This is a genomic window from Azohydromonas australica DSM 1124 (genome assembly GCF_000430725.1).
GTDB classification, from domain to species: Bacteria; Pseudomonadota; Gammaproteobacteria; order Burkholderiales; family Burkholderiaceae_C; genus Azohydromonas; species Azohydromonas australica.
In genome coordinates this window covers 13,869-29,616 of record NZ_AUMO01000096.1, presented here as the reverse complement: position 1 = coordinate 29,616, position 15,748 = coordinate 13,869, and the positions used below count along the sequence as shown (strand labels likewise).

The window sequence follows — 15,748 nt, the reverse complement described above, 5'->3', positions numbered from 1 at the left end:
CTTCGCCCAATGGCGCTGGGCCCTGGTGTGGCTCACGCAGATCGTCTTCTACGGGCTGCCCTGGCTGATGTGGAACGACCGCCAGGCGGTGCTGTTCGACCTCGGCGCGCGGCGCTTCTTCATCTTCGGGCTGGTGTTCTACCCGCAGGACCTGATCTACCTCTCGGCCCTGCTGATGGTCTCGGCCTACGCGCTCTTCCTGTTCACGGCCGTGGGCGGGCGGCTGTGGTGCGGCTACGCCTGCCCGCAGACGGTCTACACCGAGATCTTCATGTGGGTCGAGCGCAAGATCGAGGGCGACCGCGCCCGGCGCATGAAGCTCGACGCGGCGCCCTGGAGCGCGCAGAAGCTGCTGCGCAAGGGCGGCAAGCAGGCCGCGTGGATCGCGATTGCGCTGTGGACGGGCTTCACCTTCGTAGGCTACTTCACGCCCGTCAAGACGCTCGCCGGGGAGGTGATGAGCCTGTCCACCAGCCCCTGGGAGACCTTCTGGGTGCTGTTCTACGGCTTCGCCACCTGGGGCAACGCGGGCTTCATGCGCGAGCAGGTGTGCAAGTACATGTGCCCCTACGCGCGCTTCCAGAGTGCCATGTTCGACAAGGACACGCTGATCATCAGCTACGACGCCGAGCGCGGCGAGCCGCGCGGCTCGCGCTCGAAGAAGGCCGACCCGGCCAAGGCAGGCCTGGGCTCGTGCGTGGACTGCACGCTGTGCGTGCAGGTGTGCCCCACGGGCATCGACATCCGCAAGGGCCTGCAGTACGAGTGCATCGGCTGCGCCGCGTGCGTGGACGTGTGCGACGACGTGATGGACAAGATGGGCTACCCGCGCGGGCTGGTGCGCTACGACACGCAGAACGGGCTGCAGCAGCACCTCTCGCGCGGCCAGGTGCTGCAGCGCGTGCTGCGCCCGCGCATCCTGATCTACACCGGCATCCTCATCCTCATCTGCATCGCCGTGGGCTGGAGCATCGCCGTGCGCACGCCCTTCAAGGCCGACCTGGTGCGCGACCGCTCCACGCTGGCGCGCCAGGTGGACGGCGGCTTCGTGGAGAACGTGTACCGGCTGCAGGTGATGAACGCGGCCGAGGCGCCGCAGTCCTACACCGTCACGGCCGAGGGCCTGCCCGGGCTGGCGCTGGCCGCGCCGGTGCGCCTGCACCTGGGCTCGGCCGAGGCGCAGTGGGTGACGATCTTGCTGCGCGTGCCGCCGGAGACGGCGGCCTCCACGCCGCCCGCCGCGCACGAGATCCACTTCACCATCAAGCGCGAGGCCTCGGCCGGCGACGCGGCAATCAGCCTGCGCGAGAAGTCCACCTTCGTGCTGCCGCGCTGAGCCGCGGCGATCCGGCAGGCCGAACCTGCCGTTTCCCGTTTCCCACAAGGGCGCCTTCGGGCGCCTTTTTTCCGGCTTGCCACGGACTCATACCGCCCCGTCTCGCAGCAAGCCCAAAAGGCCGCCCGCCTGCAGCATGCGTCCCGGTTCCCGTACCCTTCCCGAACGATGGAAACCTTGGTGGATTTGCTGTTGCGCCATGGCGTGCTGCTGGTGTTCGTGGTGACGCTGGCCGCGCGCGTGGGCATGCCCGTGCCGGCCGCGCCGCTGCTGGTGGTGGCCGGCGGCCTGGCGGCGGCCGGGCGCTTCCCGCTGGCGGCGGCCCTGGCCGCGGCGGTGGTCGCCAACATCGCCGGCGATGCGTTGTGGTTCATCGGCGGACGCCGCCACGGCCACCGCGTGATGCGGCTGCTGTGCAAGGTGTCGCTGTCGCCCGACTCCTGCGTGCGGCGCAGCGAACTGCTCATCGGCCGCTGGGGCGGCAGTTCGCTGGTGGCGGCCAAGTTCGTGCCCGGCGTGTCGCTGGTGGCCGCGCCCATGGCCGGCGCGCTGGGCATGCCCTGGCGCACCTTCATGGCCTTCGAGGTCCTGGGCGGCGGCCTGTGGAGCCTGCTGTTCCTGGGACTCGGACTGCTGTTCAGCCGCGAGATCGAGCGCGTGCTGAACCTGCTCTCCAGCGCCGGCACCACCGCGCTGGCCGTGTTGCTGGTGCTGCTGGCCGCCTTGCTGGCGCTGCGCTGGTGGCGCCGCCGGCGCACGCTGCACGACCTGGGCATGCCGCGCATCGGCGTGGAGGAGCTGCGCACGCTGCTGCAGGGCGAGGCGCCGCCTGTGGTGGTGGACGTGCGCCCGCTCTCCAGCCTGGAGATCGACGCCCGCCGCATCCCCGGCGCCCGCCACGTCGAGCTCGACGGCATCGCCGCCCTGGCCGCCCAGCTGCACCCGGCGCACGAGGTGGTCGTCTACTGCAACTGCCCCAACGACGTGTCGGCCGCGCAGGCGGCGCGGGTGCTGCAGTCGCACGGCTTCACGCGCGTGCGTCCGCTGGCCGGCGGGCTGGACGCCTGGTTCGCCGACGAGCTGGCCGAGGAGGCGCCCTCCGCTGCCCCGTCGCCGGCCACGCACTGAGCCCGCCGGGCTACGGCGCCGGCGTCTCCGCGCCGCCCGTGTTGCCCATGTCGCCCGTGTCGGCCTCCATGTCCTGCGCGTGCTGCCCGGCCGCTTCCAGGCCTTGCGGCGCCTGCGGCGGCCGGACTTCCCGCGTCTGCACCCGGGCGCCACGCTCCAGCGTGTTGTGCACCGGGCAGCGGTCGGCGATCTCCATCAGCCGCTGGCGCTGCTCGTCGCTGAGATCGCCCTCGATGGTGACGTTGCGCAGGAACACGTCCGGCGGCGTCTCGCCCGCGTTGCGGGCATGCCCCAGGCGCACGCGCACGTGCCGCAGCGGCAGGCCCTTGCGGCGCGCGTACAGGCGCATCGTCATCACGGTGCAGGCGCCCAGCCCCGCGGCGACCAGCTCGTAAGGCGTCGGCCCGGAGCCCACCCCGCCGACTTCCACCGGCTCGTCGGCCACGAAGAAGGCCGGGCCCGCCGTCACCCCGACCTGGAAGTCGCCCTCGCCCGTGTCCTCCACGACCACCTCCCCGGGCTCGGCCGCGCCGCGTGGCGCCGGCTTTCCCAGGTAGCGCGTGGCCCAGGCCGCGATGACGTCCGCGGCGTAGGCTGCGTCCTCCGCGCGCGTGAGCAGGTGGTCGGCATCGTCCAGCGACACGAAGCTCTTCGGGTGGTGCGCCGCCTGGAAGATGGCGCCGGCGTTGGCGATGTCCACGATGGCGTCCAGCGGCGCGTGCAGCACCAGCAGCGCCAGCCGCAGCGCCGCGATGCGCTGGCGCTGGTCGTGCCGCTCCAGGTCGTCGAGGAAGTCGCGCCGCATGCGGAACGGCCGCCCGCCGATCCGCACCTCGGCCTCGCCCTGCTCCAGCAGCGCCTGCAGCCCGTCGCCAAAGAGCTGCCTGACGTGCTGCACGTCGAAGGGCGCCGCGATCGTTGCCACCGCCTTGAGCTCCGGCAGGCTGCCGGCCGCGGCCAGCGCGGCGGCGCCGCCCAGGCTGTGCCCGATCAGCAGCCGCGGCCCGATGCCCGCAGCCTGCATCGCGCGCGCCGCAGCCAGCAAATCCTCCACGCTGCCGCTGAAGGTGCTGTCGGCGAAGTCGCCCCCGCTCTGGCCCAGGCCGGTGAAGTCGAAGCGCAGCACGCCGATGCCCTGCGCGGCCAGGGCGCGCGCGATGCGCGAGGCCGCCAGCGACTGCTTGGTGCAGGTAAAGCAATGGGCAAACAGGGCGTGGCTGCGCACCGCCCCTTCGGGCAGGTCCAGCCGGCCCGACAGCCGCTGGCCTTGCGCGCCCTGAAATTCAAAGTTCTTGCTGTGCATGGCGATGCTCCCTGGCTTGCCCGGCCGGCGGCCGGCTGCGGCGCCGCAGCTTGGCACAGGGGGTCGCCGCGGCGCGAGGCGGCTCTGCAACCGGAAGCTTCCCGCAGCGCAGCGGCGCGCACGGGCTGCCGAGACTGTCAGGAAGTGCCGGACACGGGCGGCGCGTGTCAGACACGGCCTACGCCGGGAACCGGCGCCGGACGGCAGAGCCAAGCCCCGGCACTACCCGACACTGCGGGGCCTGTACAAGAGGACTTGCACCATGACCATGTTGAGGACCGACACCCCGGCCCTGTCCTATGCGGAATTCGCGGATCACGTCCTGCCCGGCGAGATCCAGTACGAGATCGACGACGACGGGGTGCTGAGCTTCACGCCGGCCGGCGAGTCGTACTGGCAGCCGCTGTTCGGCAAGTGGGGCTATGCCTTCGATCGCAGCCTGCCGATGGAGGAGTTCGAGGACATCTCCACCACCATCCTGTTGCAGGAGATGCAGCAACTGCACGGGGCCACGGGCACCGGCCGGGCGCTTCACTGCGCTGCCGCGTGAGCGGGGTCCCGGGGCCCGGACACCGCGCGAGGGCGGGCGTCCGGCGCGCGCCCAGGTCAGGCGCGCTTGTTGGCTCTGGGCAGCTGCTGCGCGCCCTTGACGAAATCGGCGAAAGACACGTCCGCTGCGCCCTGGCCGGCCGCCTGCTGCTTGCCGGAGATCTTCGGCGGCTCGGGCTTGGCGTCCGGGTCGATGGACGCACGCACCGGCGCGGTGGAGCGCGTGGGCAGCGGCGCCTCGCGGTCGAGCTCCTTCCAGTTCTCGAAACCGCTCTTCTGCGCCAGGCGGTCGAAGGCGGCGGCCAGCGGCGACTCCGGCGCACTCTTCTTCTTGGGGGTGGGTGCGGCGGGTGCGACGGCGGGCTGCTGTTGGGTGTGCTTCATGGATGCGTGGACGCTGACGTCCCGGGTCAAAGATCAAAGCGGGTATTTTCGCCGCATACCGCAAGCCCGCGGCTTTTGGATGCCGTGCCGGGAGCCAGGCCTTCCGCCCGCGTGCCGAATATCACCGCGCCAAGCCGCAGAACGCCAGGCCGGCCGCGAGGTCGAGCACGTGTTCCGGGCGCAACCATTGGCTGAAAACCCAGGCCAGCGTGCCGCCCAGCGCGACGGCCAGGACGAGCCGGCGAGCGGGCTTCATGCCGCGGCCGGCGCGGCGCGCACGAGCGGGCGGTCGTCGATGGGCCAGTGCAGCAGCGCGGCCAGCAGCCCCAGGCCGATGCCGGCCAGCCAGATCGCGTCGTAGGAGCGCGTCGCGTCGAACACCACTGCGCCCAGCCATACGCCCAGGAAGGCGCCGAGCTGGTGCCCGAAGAACACGAAGCCGAACAGCGTGGCGATGTACTGCACGCCGAACACCTGCGACACCAGCCCGTTGGTCAGCGGCACCGTGCCCAGCCAGAGGAAGCCCATCACCGCGCAGAAGGCGTACAGGCTCCACGGGCTCAGCGGCAGCAGCACGAAGGCGGTCATCGCCAGCGAGCGGGCCAGGTACACGCCGGCCAGCAGGTGCTTGCGGCGGTGCCGCCCGCCCAGCGCGCCCAGCACGTAGGTGCCCGCGACGTTGGCCAGCGCCACCAGCGCCAGCCCGGCCACGGCATGCCGCGCCGGCAAGCCACGGTCAAGCACGTAGGCCGGCAGATGGGCGGCGATGAAGGCGAGCTGGAAGCCGCAGGCCAGGAAGCCCAGGTTGAGCAGCCAGAAGCCGCGGTGCCCGAAAGCCTCGCGCAGCGCGCTGGACAGCCGCTGCCGGCCCGGCGACGCGGCGGCCGGCCGATCGTTGAGCGGCTTCGCACACGGCAGCAGCAGCGCGCAGGCCAGGCCCAGCACCGCCAGCGCCCCGGCCCAGCCGAGCGACGCGATCAGCCCCTGCGACGCGGGCAGCACGACGAACTGCCCCAGCCCGCCCACCGCGCCGGCCATGCCCAGGGCCCAGCTGCGCTGCGCCGGCGCCACCAGGCGGCTGAGCGCGCCGTACACCGTGCCGAAGGCGGTGCCCGAGAGCCCCATGCCGATGCACAGCCCCGCCGAGAGCGTGAAGGCCGTCGGCGTGGGCGCGCGCGACATCAGCAGCAGCCCCGCCGCGTAGCACAGCAGCCCGCCGATCACCACCCGGCGCGAGCCGAAGCGGTCCGCCACCATGCCGGTGACGGGCTGCGCCAGGCCCCAGACCAGGTTCTGCACCGCGATGGCGAAACCGAAGGTCTCGCGCGGCCAGCCGTGGTCCAGCGTGACCGGCAATAGGAAGATGCCCTGCGCGTGCCGCACCCCGAGCGCCAGCCCCATCACCAGGCCGCCGGCCACGACGATCCGCCAAGGCCGGCTGCGCCGGTCCGCCTCGCATTCCACCACCGCATTCATGGGCTGCTCCTGCCTGGCCGCTACCACGCCGGGCAGCGGCATTCACGATGCGGTCATTACACTGGCGGCAGAACTGGGTCTCAAACGAGTTCTCGGTCAGCAACGCATGCGCTTCAGGAATGTCAGCCCCGCTTCTTCGCCTCCCCTCGCTTGACCTGGTGCGCGGCTTCGTCGCGGTCGGGCGCCGCATGAGCATCACGCTGGCGGCGCAGGACCTGTGCCTGACGCAGTCGGCGGTCAGCCGCCAGATCCTGGCGCTGGAGGAGGCGCTGGGGCTGAAGCTGCTGGTGCGCGGGCACCGAAGCATCGCCTTCACGCCGGAGGGCGAGCGGCTGTTCCGCAGCGCCGACAGCGCGGTGCAGCAGCTGCAGGACGTGGTGGGCGCGCTGACCGGGCGCACCGGGCGGCGCATGGTGACGCTGACCTCCACCATCGGCGTGACCGGGCTGTGGCTGATGCCGCGGCTGGGCGCCTTCCTGCAGCGGCATCCGGACATCGAGGTGCGCGTCTCGGCCAACAGCCGCGCGATGGACCTGCAGGCCGAGGGCATTGATCTGGCGATCCGCTACGGCGCACGCGAGGCCATGCCGGCGGGGGCACAGCGCCTGTTCGGCGAGGACATCGTGCCGGTGGCGCATCCGTCGCTGGGCCTCGCGGCGCTGTCGGCGCCGGAGACCGTGGAGTCGCAGGTGCTGCTGGAGTTCGACGGCCCCTACCGGCCCTGGCTGCAATGGAGTTCCTGGCTGGAGCGCCAGGGTTGGAGGGATTTGCGTCCGCGCGGCGTGCTGCGCTTCAACCAGTACGACCAGCTCATCCACGCGGCCGTGGCTGGCCAGGGCATTGCGCTGGGGCGGCGCGTGCTGATTGCGCCGATGCTGGCCGACGGGCGGTTGATCGCGCTCGGCCCACCGTTGCCGGCCCCGGCGGATTACTGGCTGATCCAGGCCGAGGCGAACCCGGCGCCGGAGGCGCGGGAATTCGTGGACTGGATCTGCGCCGAGGCGGCGGCCTGCGCCTCGGGTTGAAGCGCCGCTGCTACGCCGCCTGGAGCACCGTTGGCGCCGCCTCGGCCGCGTCCGGCGGCCACGTGAATACCTCCCCCCGCGGCTGCGCCGGCAGCCGGCCGTGCCGCAGCCACTCCAGCGCCAGCGGCCACAGGCTGTGCTCGAAGCGGCTGTGGAAGAAGGCGAAGTGCCCCACCCGCGCCTGGCCGATAGCCTCGGGCTTCAGGTGCAAATGGGTGCGCGCGCTGTGGCGGTAGTAGCCCAGCAGCCGCTGCACCGCCGGCACCGTGCCGAAGTCGTCGTCGCTCAGGCTCAGCGCCAGCGTCTCGCCGCGCACCGCGGCGAAGCGCGCGACCAGCGCGTCGAGCTCGGCCGGCGGCAGCACCAGCGCGCCGCGGCGCCAGTTGTCCTCGAAGCGCGGATGCGGCGCGGTCCAGTCGCGCACCACGCCGCGCGGCGTGTCCTCCAGCCAGCCCAGGCGCCCGCCGGGGAAGTAGCCCAGCACGGCGGTCAGCGCCGGCATCACCACGTGCCACTTCAGCAGCAGGCGCAGACGCCGGGCGCGGTGGTAGTCGCGCCAGTGCGCGTACTGCGCGCCCATGCTGAACACGCGCGAGACGCGGTGGCTGGAGGGTGCCAGCCCGATCAGGAAGCCGCCGACGCTGTGCGCCACCACCTGCACCGGCTGGCCCGGGAAGCGGTCCGAGGCGAGCTGCAGCGCCGCCTCGAAGTCCAGCCGGCCCCAGTCGATCCACCCCGCCTCGAAGCCGCGCAGGCTGCGCGGGCGCGACTCGCCGATGCCGCGGTAGTCGTAGCAGAGCACGTCGAAGCCGTGCGCATGCAGGAAGGCGGCGAAGCGCGCGTAGTAGCGGCAGCGCACCGAGGTGGCCGGGTTGACCACGACTACCGGGCGCTCCCGCCCGGGGCCGGGATGCCGCCAGACGAAACCGTTGAGCTGGTAGCCGTCCGCGGCGGTGAAGGAGACGGGACGGGGCGAGGCGGCGGGAGAGTCCATCTGGCGGGCGCGGCGGTGGGGTCGATGCATGGATGCTAGGAACCGCGCCCGGCCGGCTCAAACGACAAGTTCTCATACCTCGCATGCCCCGTCGGCATGCCGCGCGGCGACCCGGCCGCGCGATTTCGCTACTGCATCTGCTGCTTGAGCCGGGAGAACTCCTCGTGCGCTCGCTGCACCGCCTGTTGCAGCGGCGGATCGACGTTGCCACTGGCCTGGCACGCCGCCACCGCGCGGTCGCCCAGCTGCTCCAGCTCCTCCACCAGCGAGCGCACCGTGTCCGGCCCGGCGGACTGCTGTTGCTGCTGCGGCGCCGCGGTGCAGGCCTCGCGGGCCTGGCGCGCCTGCCAGTACATCTTGTCCACGCACTCGCGCACCTCGGCAGGCACCGCGTTGCCGTAGGAGGCGCGCTTGGCGTCCTCGGCGTATTGCGCGACCTCGTTGACGCGCCGGCGCAGCTGGTCCTGTTCCATGTCCATCACGTTCTCCCGCGGCCTGAGGCCGGACAAGCACAAGTCCGTACCCGGGCAAACCCCATGCCGCGCCGCCTTAGGCGCGCTGCTGCGCGGTGGGCGCCGGCTCGAAGTCCGCGTAGTGGCCCTTGAGGCCGTAGTAGGCGATGTAGAGGTAGCACAGCAGCGGCACGAAGAAGGCGTGTAGCAGCCCGATGCGGTCGGCGAAGAAGCCCATCACCACCGGCACGATGGCGCCGCCGACGATGGCCATGCACACCACGCCCGAGCCCTCGCCGGTGTGACGGCCCAGTCCCTCGATGGCCAGGCTGAAGATGGTCGGGAACATGATGGAGTTGAACAGCCCAATCGCCAGCAGCGCCCACATCGCCAGCGGCCCGGCGACGAGCATGGCCAGCAGCAGCAGCGCCGCCACCACCAGCGCGTTGAAGGCCAGCAGGCGGCCCGGGCGCACCTTCTTCAGCAGCGCGGCGCCGATGAAGCGGCCCACCATGGCGCCGCCCCAGTACAACGACAGGTAGCGGGCCGCCCGCTCCTCCGGCAGCCCGGCCACCGAGGGCTCGGCCATGAAGTTCACGAGGAAGCTGCCGATGGACACCTCGGCGCCGACGTACAGAAAGATCCCCAGCGCACCCAGCACCAGGTGCCGGTACTGCCAGGCGCTGTCATGCGTGTGGTAGACCGCCCGCGGCGCGTCCTGCGGCAGCTCCGCCGGCTGCTCGGGCTCCCGGATGACGGGCAACTTCGACAGTGCGATGACCACCGCGATCAGCAGCAGCACCGCCGCCAGCCCCACGTAGGGCAACTGCACGGAGGAGGCCTGCTCGGCGGCATAGGCCGCGCGCTCCGCGGCGCCCATGCGGCTCACCTCCTCGGCCGGCTTCACGGCCACGGCCAGGATCAGCACCGAGCCCAGCAGCGGCGCCAGCGTGGTGCCCAGCGAGTTGAAGGCCTGGGTCAGGTTCAGGCGCGCGGAGGCGGTTTCGGGTGGCCCCAGCACGGTGACGTAGGGATTGGCCGCCACCTGCAGCAGCGTGATGCCCGAGGCCAGGATGAACAGCGCGCCCAGGAAGAAGGCGTAGGAGGACTGGCCGGCGGCCGGGTGGAACAGCAGGCACCCGACGCCCGCCACCACCAGGCCGACGATGATCCCGCGCTTGTAGCCCAGCCTCCTGACGAGGTGGCCCGCCGGCACCGAGATCACCAAGTAGGCCGTGAAGAAGCAGAACTGGATGAGCATCGCCTGCACGTAGCTGAGCGTGAACACCGCCCGCAGGTGCGGAATCAGGATGTCGTTCAGCGCGGTGATGAAGCCCCACATGAAGAACAGCGAGGTGAGCACGACCAGCGGTGCGGTGTAGTCCGGCTGCCGAGTACCGGAGGCGGAACTGCTGCCGGGAGTCGCTGTGGGAAACCCGTGGGCCATGGCGTGTCTCCTGCGTCGGGCCCGCCTTGCGGCAAGCGGCCCGCCTGGGCGCAGCCATTCGGTGCAGGGCCAAACCAGCCGGCGACGAGGCCGGCGGCCCGTATTCCCCGCCTCAGCCCTCCATCTTCTGCACCACCGCCACCACCCGCGCGGGCGCCCGTTCCGCCGCGGGATGCTGCGCCAGCAACGCGCCCAGCCGGTCCAGCCGCTCCGCCGGCAACGCCTAGCACTGCACGGCCAGGCGCAGCTGCGCCGACAGGCCTGGACAGCCTGCGGGCTTCAGCATTGCGCCGCGCTGCATGTTGCCGCGTGCCGTTCCCAGGGTGAGCTTGAAGTTCATAACCACGACGCGCTGACCATCGCTGGCCCGCTTACCTCTACCGTGCGGCGCTCGCCCAGCGCGTCGCGCATGGTGAGACTGGCGGCACCTTGCGCGGTTGCGGTTCGAACATGCGTTGGCGCAGGTCACCCAGGAAATGCCGCGCGCTCGAGTTGAGCGCTTGCAGCGATTGCAGGTCAAAGGCCTGCGGCTCAATGTGTGGCATCAAACCCCGATTCGTAATTTTGGCGTGATTCCGGTGGTTGAGCCCTAATCGCCGTGAGCTTGGCGATTGGTGAGTTGTTGTACTCGTGCGTTATGGCCCGTGTGGCAAGCAGGTCACCTCGAAGCCACAACCGCGTGGCGATGGTGACAAACTTGTGCAGGTGCGGATCTGCCCGGTCGCCGCGGACCGGCAAGGTGACGCTCTTGTGTACCCAGCTCACCGGAGCTGGTACGGCAGTTCCCTGAAGGTGACGGATTTGTGCGCGTCTTGACCCAGGCGCGAGCTGCGATACCTATCTATGGACAAAGCCCGCCGCACAAGAACGTCACCTTGTGCCCGGCCATGCTTGAGAAGCACCAAGCGCCGCCACCATGCACAAAAACGTCACCTTTGCCGGATCTCGTCAACAACAGCTCTGGACGGATATCGACGAGGCTGCAAAGCGCTCGATGCCCGCTTGCCGTGCCTTGATTGCGCGCAGGGAACTGGAGACTTCTCAGCGGCCTGCTGGCTAGCCTTTAAGCAGCTAAAACAAGCAAGCATTAAGGGGCCGAAAACGCGAATCGACTCAAAGACTTGGATCTAGCAAGGTGACGCGCTTGTGCCGGTACCCCTGGCAAGGTGACAGCCTTGTGCTCAAGGTGACGTCCTTGTGCAAGGCAAGGTGACGTCTCTGTGCGCGAAGGTGTACGGATTTGTGCAAAGTGTCCTACATGCGCGAGGCACTGCGCGAGACGCAGAAGTCCACCGTGCTGGTCGAGGTCGAGCACGCGAACGCGCGCGCCGGCGCCGAGCTCAAGGACTTCGTCTCGATCTCGCTGGTGAACATGGTGGCGGTCACCGGCGGGCGCGTGTACGTCCAGTTCCACCCGGCCATTCGCCGGCTGCAGAAGGACCAGCGCGACTACACCCTCCTGTCTCTGCGCACCACGTCGGCCTTCTCCTCGCAGTACGCGCATGCGCTGTACGAGCGGCTGCGCTCGGTGGCTTTCAAGGGCTTGCCCACAGAACGGGTGAGCGTGGACGAGGCCCGGCGCTGGGCCGGCGCCAGCGGCGACAAGTACGCCAACGAGTTCAAGGCCTTCAAGCGCCGCGTGCTCGAAGTCGCCAAGACGCAGATCAACGAGCTCTCCGACCTGCAGGTGGAGTACGAGACGCGCTTCTCGCCGGGCTCCAAGAAGGTGACGCACATCCGCTTCTCATTCCGCGAGCAGCAGGGCAAGGGCATGCAGCAGTTCCACGAGCCGGAGGCGCGCAAGGAGCTCTACGACACGCTACGCGGCGAGTTCGGGCTGGGCACCCGGGAGATTGAGGACATCGCGCGCAGCCCGCACGAGTTCACGCAGGAGCGCATCCAGGCCGCTGTCGCCTTCGTGCGCCACCGCATGAAGAACGGCGGCAAGAAGGTGCACGCTCCGGACAAGCTGCTGGTGAAGGCACTCAAGAAAGGCTGGACCATTCCCACGGCCGAGTTGGAGGACGCGCTGCCCACGCCGGCCACCGCGGCTGCGGCGCCGGATGGCTAGCGCTCGCCCCCGGCCGCCGCCGCGGCGGTATCGGCAGCCGAGCCGACGGATGCGGCCACCGCGGCCCTGCAGCGCGAATACGAGCGCGGCGGCGAGCGCGGCTTTGAGCCCTATCTGGGCCTGGACGAGGACGTGCTGGCCGCCCTGCTGGCGTCCTTCGCCCGGACCACACCGTTCCGGGCGCTGCAGACGCAGCTCAAGCGGTCCAAGGGTCCGGTCACAGATGCGGAGCTGCGCGCGAACGACCGCTTGCGCTTTGCCTTTGTCCAGCATGTGCTGTCGACCTTGAAGAAGGCCGCCCGCAGCGAGCGCGCCGAGGGCGGGCCCCAGACCAGGCTGTTCGAGAGCTGAAGGGCCACGCGCTGGTACGCCGTCGCAAAACCTGTGTTTCATGGCACCGGGATGCCGTTCTTGGCGGCCCCGGCGTACCGTTCGCTGCTGAGAGCCAAAACCGCAGGGAGTCATGCAATGTCAGGGATCCACATGGAAGAGGACGTCCCCACCGGCTGGGTGAAGCCGGTTGCCAAGCCCACCCGCGAGTCGCTGCAGGTGCGCGTCGCCGAGTTGCGTGCGGAACTGGCCCAGGCCGAGGCGCAGCTCAAGGCAATGGAAGACGACACCCGGCTGGAAGCGCTGGTGAAGATTCGCAACCTCATGCGGGCCTTTGAGCTGACACCGGAAGACCTGGGGCTGGAAGCGCCGCCGCCCCGACGCCGCGGCCGGCCGCGTAAGCAGCCGGGCTGAGCCCGCCCGCGCCCGGCCCCGGCCGGGCACTGTGTCCGGGCTATGCCACCGCGTCCCGACCTGCTTTGCAGGCCGGGACGTGCTCGCTTTTGCGCAAGCTTTGAATGAGTGATTTGATCTCAACCCGCTTCAGCCAGGGGCAGGACCTCGAATCCGCTTTTCGGGCGGATACGTACCCGTCGCAGCACGTCGAAACCCTCCTGCGGCGTAGGCCGCTCCAGCCGCTTGAGCGTGCCGAACAATCCCGCCGCAGGCACGGGACGCGGCCGGCGCTGGTTACGTTCGGATGCTCCTTAAGGATCAGGTTCGAAAGTAGCCGTTCACACGTGCAAATGATTCAGTCCAGGCTTGGCAGCTACCCCGGCCCATCGAGCACGTGCTGGAACTGCCTGATTTCGCTGAGCCTTATCAGAGCGGCGCAGTTACAGCTCCTGTTCAAACCCGCTCCGGCACCGCGGCCCCTGTGTAGTGTTGATTCAAGAAGCCTTGGGCGGCGGCAACCATCGCAGCAACGTCGCATACAGCCGCGCGGGCTCCACGGGCTTGGCGATATGGTCGTCCATGCCAGCGTCCAGGCAGGCCTGCCGGTCCTCCCCGAAAGCATTGGCCGTCATGGCAACGATCGGCAGTCCTGTGCCAAGGCGCTGGCGAATCTGCCTCGTGGCCTCCAGGCCATCCATCACCGGCATCTGGATGTCCATCAGCACGAGGTCGTAGGGTCTGGTGGACACCAGCTCCAGCGCCGTGCGGCCGTTGTCGGCGGTCTCCACCTCCAGGGACACGGCACGCAGCACGGCAGCCGCCACTGCCTGGTTGACGAAGTGGTCCTCGACCAGCAGCACACGCTGGCCGCTGTGGCGCGAGCGCAGCAACGCCTCGGCCTCCTCCCTGGAGAGCGGCTCGATTTCGAAGCCACCGCGGCGCTGCAGCACTTGCACCAACGTGTCGCGCAGCACCGAGTCCGTGATGGGCTTCACCAGCACGGCGTCGCCCTCCTCTTCCCGCGCAAGCTGCTGCAGCTTTCTGTCGGCGACAGGCGTGACCAGCACCGCCGGCGGCATGGCAGCGCCGAGCAGCTCACGCAGCTCGCCCAGGGTTTCAACACTGTCCACCGGCGTGCGCGAGTCGATCACCGCCACGTCGTAGGGTCGGGCGGTGGCCATGCCGGTTTGCAGCCGCGTGAGGGCCTGCTGGCTGCCCAGCCGTGCATCGGGCTCCAGCCCCAGCATCGAGAGTAACTCGCTCAGCTCGCCCAGAGCCTCGGCCGCGTCGCTGATGACCAGTGCGCGCCGGCCCTTGAGCGTCACCGGCGCGGCCTCTTCACCAAGCTGCCCGGCGCGGGCCAGCCAAGCGGTAAACCAGAAGGTGCTGCCCTCCCCCGGCACGCTTTGCAGCCCGACTTCGCCGCCCATCAACACGGCAAGATGACGAACCAGCGTCAAGCCCAGGCCGGTGCCGCCATGGCGCCGGGTGGTCGAGCCATCAGCCTGCTCGAAAGCCTCGAACACGGCCTGCTGGCGCTCCGGCGAGATGCCCGGCCCGGTGTCCTGCACCTCGAAGCGTACCAGCAGCCGCTTTCCTTCCTCGCACAGCAGTTCGCCGCCCAGCCGCACCGAGCCGCTGGAAGTGAACTTCACCGCGTTGGACAACAGGTTCAGCAGCGCCTGCGACAGCCGCGTGGGGTCGCCGTTCAGGCGCTTGGGCAGGTCGTCGGTGTCCAGGGAAAACTCGAGCCCCTTGTCGGCCGCCAGGCCGCGCACCATCGCCAGCGACCGGCCCAGCAACTTGTCGAGGTCGAACTCGCTGTCCTCCAGCACCATCTTGCCAGCCTCGATCTTGGAGAGGTCCAGGATGTCGTTGAGGACCTGCAACAGGTGCCTGGCCGCATCCTGAACCTGCCCCAGGCGCTGCTGCTGCAGCGGATCGCTGGTGTCGCGCAGCAGCAGGTGGGTGAGCCCGAGGATGGCGTTCATCGGCGTGCGGATCTCGTGGCTCGTATTGGCCAGGAACGCCGTCTTGGCCGCGCTGGCCACCTCGGCTTGGCGCGTGCGCTCGCGCAGCTGCTCTTCGAGCGCCTTGCGCTCGGTGAGGTCGGTCAGCAGCACCAGGAAGCCCATGGCCTGTCCCTGCGCGTCGCGCAGCACGCTCAGGTGCAGCAGCCCGGGGAACGAGGTGCCGTCGTCGCGCACGTACGTCCACTCGTTGCGCGGGCCTTCGTCCGGGCGCGCCCGCTCGGGCAGCAGGCCGGCGATGAGCGCCGCGGGCATGCGCGCCCCCTCCGCCTGGACATCGGGCGGGAAGAACTGCGCCTTGTAGGTCAGCTCCTCGGGCTCGCAGAAGTCCGTCACCAGGCGCCCCAGGACCTGCTGTGCCGGGCTGCGGAACATGGCCTCGGCGGCCGGGTTGAAGGAGGTGATGTGCCCTTCCAGGTCGGTGGAGATGACGGCGATGCGAGCGCTCGCGACGATGGCCTTCTCGCGCTCGCTCAGGGCTTGGAGCTCGGCGGTGCGCTGGCGCACCTGCTGCTCCAGCAGGTCGCGTGCGGTGCGCTGCTCATGGATGTCGGTGGCCGAGCCAAACCAGCGCACAGCCCGTCCTTGTCCGTCGAAAACCGGCTCGACCCGCAGCAGGTGCCGGCGGTACTGGCCGTCATGCCGGCGGATGCGGTGCTCGTGCATGACCGGCCCGGGCTCGGCCAGGGCACGCTGCCAGGCCGCCTGGGTCGCGGGCAGGTCGTCGGGGTGGATGCTGGCTGCCCACCCCTCGCCCGTGCTGTTGGTATCGCTCAGCCCGGTGTACTCGTGCCAGCGCTTGTTGTACCAGTCCACGTGGCCGTCGG

Annotated in this window: 15 protein-coding genes; 7 read left to right on the top strand and 8 right to left on the bottom strand. The window is 70.2% G+C overall.

Annotated elements, in window-relative coordinates:
• Both ccoG and H537_RS0115810 read left to right on the top strand, forming a co-directional pair.
• A partial coding sequence (gene ccoG, locus H537_RS0115815; RefSeq protein ID WP_028998677.1) for a cytochrome c oxidase accessory protein CcoG occupies positions 1 to 1,336 on the top strand: 1,336 nt, incomplete at its 5' end.
• 180 nt (positions 1,337 to 1,516) lie between these two features.
• The gene (locus H537_RS0115810) at positions 1,517 to 2,464 is read left to right on the top strand and encodes a DedA family protein/thiosulfate sulfurtransferase GlpE (protein ID WP_238446700.1); all 948 of its coding nucleotides are present in this window, start codon (positions 1,517 to 1,519) and stop codon (positions 2,462 to 2,464) included.
• A gap of 10 nt (positions 2,465 to 2,474) precedes the next feature.
• Here the strand turns inward: H537_RS0115810 and H537_RS43400 are convergent, their stop codons facing one another.
• A complete protein-coding gene (locus H537_RS43400) occupies positions 2,475 to 3,767 on the bottom strand; it encodes a bifunctional alpha/beta hydrolase/OsmC family protein (RefSeq protein WP_064735986.1) in 1,293 nt (430 codons plus the stop codon).
• A gap of 262 nt (positions 3,768 to 4,029) precedes the next feature.
• Between H537_RS43400 and H537_RS0115800 the strand changes: the two genes are divergently transcribed.
• Entirely contained in the window at positions 4,030 to 4,317 is a 288-nt protein-coding gene (locus tag H537_RS0115800; RefSeq protein ID WP_028998675.1) for a hypothetical protein, read from the top strand.
• Between the two features lie 56 nt (positions 4,318 to 4,373).
• Here H537_RS0115800 and H537_RS0115795 read toward each other — a convergent pair whose 3' ends face one another.
• The 3 genes from H537_RS0115795 to H537_RS0115785 all read right to left on the bottom strand — a co-directional run bounded on the left by H537_RS0115795 (position 4,374) and on the right by H537_RS0115785 (position 6,176).
• Positions 4,374 to 4,700, bottom strand: a complete 327-nt coding sequence (locus H537_RS0115795) for a hypothetical protein (protein ID WP_028998674.1) — start codon at positions 4,698 to 4,700, stop codon at positions 4,374 to 4,376.
• A gap of 121 nt (positions 4,701 to 4,821) precedes the next feature.
• Positions 4,822 to 4,956 carry a hypothetical protein gene (locus tag H537_RS56280; RefSeq protein WP_259375232.1) on the bottom strand — a complete coding sequence of 45 codons (135 nt, stop codon included), beginning with the start codon at positions 4,954 to 4,956 and terminating at the stop codon, positions 4,822 to 4,824.
• Entirely contained in the window at positions 4,953 to 6,176 is a 1,224-nt protein-coding gene (locus tag H537_RS0115785; protein WP_051242732.1) for an MFS transporter, read from the bottom strand. The genes H537_RS56280 and H537_RS0115785 overlap by 4 nt, the downstream gene beginning before the upstream one ends.
• A gap of 119 nt (positions 6,177 to 6,295) precedes the next feature.
• On the opposite strand from H537_RS0115785, the gene H537_RS0115780 reads away from it, so the two are divergent.
• Positions 6,296 to 7,201 carry a LysR substrate-binding domain-containing protein gene (locus H537_RS0115780; protein ID WP_028998672.1) on the top strand — a complete coding sequence of 302 codons (906 nt, stop codon included), beginning with the start codon at positions 6,296 to 6,298 and terminating at the stop codon, positions 7,199 to 7,201.
• Positions 7,202 to 7,211: 10 nt separating this feature from the next.
• On the opposite strand, the gene H537_RS43395 is transcribed toward H537_RS0115780, so the two are convergent.
• The 3 genes from H537_RS43395 to fucP all read right to left on the bottom strand — a co-directional run bounded on the left by H537_RS43395 (position 7,212) and on the right by fucP (position 10,094).
• The gene (locus tag H537_RS43395) at positions 7,212 to 8,225 is read right to left on the bottom strand and encodes an alpha/beta hydrolase family protein (RefSeq protein WP_043458941.1); all 1,014 of its coding nucleotides are present in this window, start codon (positions 8,223 to 8,225) and stop codon (positions 7,212 to 7,214) included.
• 98 nt (positions 8,226 to 8,323) lie between these two features.
• Positions 8,324 to 8,674 (bottom strand): hypothetical protein, encoded by a 351-nt coding sequence (locus H537_RS43390; protein WP_043458939.1) that lies wholly within the window; start codon positions 8,672 to 8,674, stop codon positions 8,324 to 8,326.
• A 70-nt stretch (positions 8,675 to 8,744) separates the two neighbouring features.
• On the bottom strand, positions 8,745 to 10,094 hold the full coding sequence (fucP, locus tag H537_RS0115765; RefSeq protein ID WP_028998671.1) for an L-fucose:H+ symporter permease: 1,350 nt from the start codon (positions 10,092 to 10,094) through the stop codon (positions 8,745 to 8,747).
• Positions 10,095 to 11,352: 1,258 nt separating this feature from the next.
• Here fucP and H537_RS43385 point away from each other — a divergent pair.
• The 3 genes from H537_RS43385 to H537_RS0115740 all read left to right on the top strand — a co-directional run bounded on the left by H537_RS43385 (position 11,353) and on the right by H537_RS0115740 (position 12,909).
• Positions 11,353 to 12,165 (top strand): replication initiation protein, encoded by an 813-nt coding sequence (locus tag H537_RS43385; RefSeq protein WP_238446702.1) that lies wholly within the window; start codon positions 11,353 to 11,355, stop codon positions 12,163 to 12,165.
• 132 nt (positions 12,166 to 12,297) lie between these two features.
• The gene (locus H537_RS0115745; protein WP_028998670.1) at positions 12,298 to 12,516 is read left to right on the top strand and encodes a hypothetical protein; all 219 of its coding nucleotides are present in this window, start codon (positions 12,298 to 12,300) and stop codon (positions 12,514 to 12,516) included.
• Between the two features lie 132 nt (positions 12,517 to 12,648).
• A complete protein-coding gene (locus H537_RS0115740; RefSeq protein ID WP_028998669.1) occupies positions 12,649 to 12,909 on the top strand; it encodes an H-NS family nucleoid-associated regulatory protein in 261 nt (86 codons plus the stop codon).
• A 476-nt stretch (positions 12,910 to 13,385) separates the two neighbouring features.
• Here the strand turns inward: H537_RS0115740 and H537_RS43380 are convergent.
• A partial coding sequence (locus H537_RS43380; protein ID WP_211235021.1) for a response regulator occupies positions 13,386 to 15,748 on the bottom strand: 2,363 nt, incomplete at its 5' end.

What these genes read in the sequence shown, in the direction of transcription:
- H537_RS0115780 (WP_028998672.1), top strand. Translation starts at nt 6,296, where the DNA reads ATGTCAGCCCCGCTTCTTCGCCTCCCCTCGCTTGACCTGGTGCGCGGC.
- H537_RS43385 (WP_238446702.1), top strand. Translation starts at nt 11,353, where the DNA reads ATGCGCGAGGCACTGCGCGAGACGCAGAAGTCCACCGTGCTGGTCGAG.
- fucP (WP_028998671.1), bottom strand. Translation starts at nt 10,094, where the DNA reads ATGGCCCACGGGTTTCCCACAGCGACTCCCGGCAGCAGTTCCGCCTCC.
- H537_RS56280 (WP_259375232.1), bottom strand. Translation starts at nt 4,956, where the DNA reads ATGAAGCCCGCTCGCCGGCTCGTCCTGGCCGTCGCGCTGGGCGGCACG.
- H537_RS0115795 (WP_028998674.1), bottom strand. Translation starts at nt 4,700, where the DNA reads ATGAAGCACACCCAACAGCAGCCCGCCGTCGCACCCGCCGCACCCACC.
- H537_RS0115740 (WP_028998669.1), top strand. Translation starts at nt 12,649, where the DNA reads ATGGAAGAGGACGTCCCCACCGGCTGGGTGAAGCCGGTTGCCAAGCCC.
- H537_RS0115800 (WP_028998675.1), top strand. Translation starts at nt 4,030, where the DNA reads ATGACCATGTTGAGGACCGACACCCCGGCCCTGTCCTATGCGGAATTC.
- H537_RS0115785 (WP_051242732.1), bottom strand. Translation starts at nt 6,176, where the DNA reads ATGAATGCGGTGGTGGAATGCGAGGCGGACCGGCGCAGCCGGCCTTGG.
- H537_RS43390 (WP_043458939.1), bottom strand. Translation starts at nt 8,674, where the DNA reads ATGGACATGGAACAGGACCAGCTGCGCCGGCGCGTCAACGAGGTCGCG.
- H537_RS43400 (WP_064735986.1), bottom strand. Translation starts at nt 3,767, where the DNA reads ATGCACAGCAAGAACTTTGAATTTCAGGGCGCGCAAGGCCAGCGGCTG.
- H537_RS43395 (WP_043458941.1), bottom strand. Translation starts at nt 8,225, where the DNA reads ATGCATCGACCCCACCGCCGCGCCCGCCAGATGGACTCTCCCGCCGCC.